At 61.2% G+C, this 2,023-nt stretch carries 3 protein-coding genes; all 3 read right to left on the reverse strand.

The genetic code is table 11. The annotated features are described in order from the left end of the window. Window positions 1-37 precede the first annotated feature (37 nt). The gene (gene sucD, locus RMO18_RS01395) at window positions 38-922 is read right to left on the reverse strand and encodes a succinate--CoA ligase subunit alpha (protein ID WP_309663459.1); all 885 of its coding nucleotides are present in this window, start codon (window positions 920-922) and stop codon (window positions 38-40) included. A gap of 94 nt (window positions 923-1,016) precedes the next feature. Beyond that, window positions 1,017-1,502, reverse strand: coding sequence for a DUF922 domain-containing protein (locus tag RMO18_RS01400; RefSeq protein WP_309663460.1), 486 nt, complete (start codon window positions 1,500-1,502; stop codon window positions 1,017-1,019). Between the two features lie 108 nt (window positions 1,503-1,610). Further along, window positions 1,611-2,023, reverse strand: a 413-nt coding sequence (locus RMO18_RS01405; protein WP_309663462.1) for a hypothetical protein, incomplete at its 5' end; no start/stop codon positions are given.

Below are 2,023 nucleotides of genomic sequence, written 5' to 3' on the forward strand. Positions count from 1 at the left end.
GAAATGCGCTTCGGGTGGCCTCGGATAGCGTCATTTATCAGCTCCCGATCGCCTTCATCACCGCCTCGCCCAACTCCGCCGGGCTGTCGGCCACCACGATGCCGGCGGCTTTCATCGCCTCGATCTTTGACTGCGCATCGCCCTTGCCGCCTGCCACGATGGCCCCCGCATGGCCCATGCGGCGGCCGGGGGGGGCGGTGCGGCCGGCGATGAAACCGGCGGTGGGCTTCCAGCGGCCCTTTTTCTTTTCATCGGCGAGGAACTGGGCGGCGTCTTCTTCGGCAGCCCCGCCGATTTCGCCGATCATGATGATCGAATGGGTGTCGGGGTCGGCGAGGAACATCTCGAGGATGTCGATGTGTTCGGACCCCTTGATCGGGTCGCCGCCGATGCCGACGGCGGAGGATTGGCCGAGGCCCACGTCGGTGGTCTGCTTGACCGCCTCGTAGGTCAGGGTGCCGGAGCGTGACACCACCCCGACCGAGCCGCGCGAAAAGATGCTGCCGGGCATGATGCCGATCTTGCATTCACCGGGCGTCATTACGCCAGGGCAGTTCGGGCCGATCAGGCGGGATTTCGAATTGAGCAGCGCGCGTTTCACCTTCATCATGTCCAAGACCGGGATGCCTTCGGTGATGCAGACGATCAGCGGGATTTCGGCGTCGATCGCCTCGAGAATGCTGTCGGCGGCAAACGGCGGCGGCACGTAGATCACGGTCGCATTCGCGCCGGTTTTCGCCATCGCGTCGTGGACAGAATCAAACACTGGCAGGTCAAGATGCGTGGTGCCGCCCTTGCCCGGCGTCACCCCGCCGACCATGACCGTGCCATAGGCGATGGCCTGTTCGGAATGGAACGTACCCTGGCTGCCGGTGATGCCCTGGCAGATCAGGCGAGTGCTAGTGTTGACGAGTACGGACATGGGTCGCGTTCCTAACTGTTTGGCGGGGCGCCTTCGGCGTCAGATGGTCTTGCTTGGGCGCATGGGGGGCGCGCTGCGCAAGGCGGTTTGGTGGCTATTCGGCGTCAAGGTAGACCCCTTGAGTAAAGCCGTGATCGGTTTCGGCATCGAGGTCGATGTCGGCCTGATTGTAGGTGGCGAAGATATCGCTGGTATCGGCAGGGCAGCCTTGGGATTCCACCTCATCTGCCGCTGCAACGCCGTTTTCCACATGCAGCATTTCATGGGCATAAAGCGCCTCGGTCATCCGCGCGAATTCGGCGACATCGCTGGCGTTGAGGTTGGTATCCGGACCAAGTTCCGGCATGATGATTTCCGCCGTGACGGTGAGGGCGCAGCCGCCGGTCCAGTTGACGTTCCACGTGGTGTAGGCCCAGAAGCCGTTGGGGCCGCGCTCGGCCATGGACCGTTCGATTTCGGCAAGGGTGTTGCCGGCGACTTGGTAAGTGGTCACCGTGATGTCGGCGTCGTCGACGGTGAAGGCGCTGACTGGTGCGGTGCCCAGAGCGGCGGCAAGGGCAGCGACAGCAGCAAAGCGCACTATGGTTCGCGGGGCCGTCTGGTCTGAAGATTGCAGCAGTTGCCGGTGAAGCCTTTGGCAAATGCCGCGGGTGGATGTGTTGACGAGGACGGGCATGCGTTGTCTCTGCTATGCAGATTGTTTGAATTGGCGGCCAAGCTCGTTTGCCGCCGCGATTGCAAAGCCGGGGACATTCACAAGGATTGAACCACGGTCTGACTCTATCTTCACGTCACAGACCAAGAAGCCTGCGATCTTGCCAGCACTTCCTGAGTAATAGTTGTCGTCCCTTAAGATGGCGGGTTCCATCATTTCGTGATGGACAATCCGCCCAAGGATCACCCACAAAGATTTCTCGTACTCCGCAGCGGCCTTCCCGGTGAGTTCGGTAAAGCGTGGGACAACCTCACTTAGGCTTCCAGTGGCGGAACGCTCGACAACGCGCCTCAGGTTTAGCGCACCAATCAAGAGATCGTCTTCCATTTGGCGCAATGCTGACGGAAGCAGAAGCTCTGGCCACTTTGTGTCACTGAAGGCAAATA

The sequence above is a fragment of the Tabrizicola sp. genome (assembly GCF_031377265.1).
In the GTDB taxonomy this organism is placed as follows: Bacteria; Pseudomonadota; Alphaproteobacteria; order Rhodobacterales; family Rhodobacteraceae; genus JAUYQR01.

Bases quoted from the DNA above. Each gene is read 5' to 3' on its own strand.
- sucD (WP_309663459.1), bottom strand. From the start codon at position 922: ATGTCCGTACTCGTCAACACTAGCACTCGCCTGATCTGCCAGGGCATC.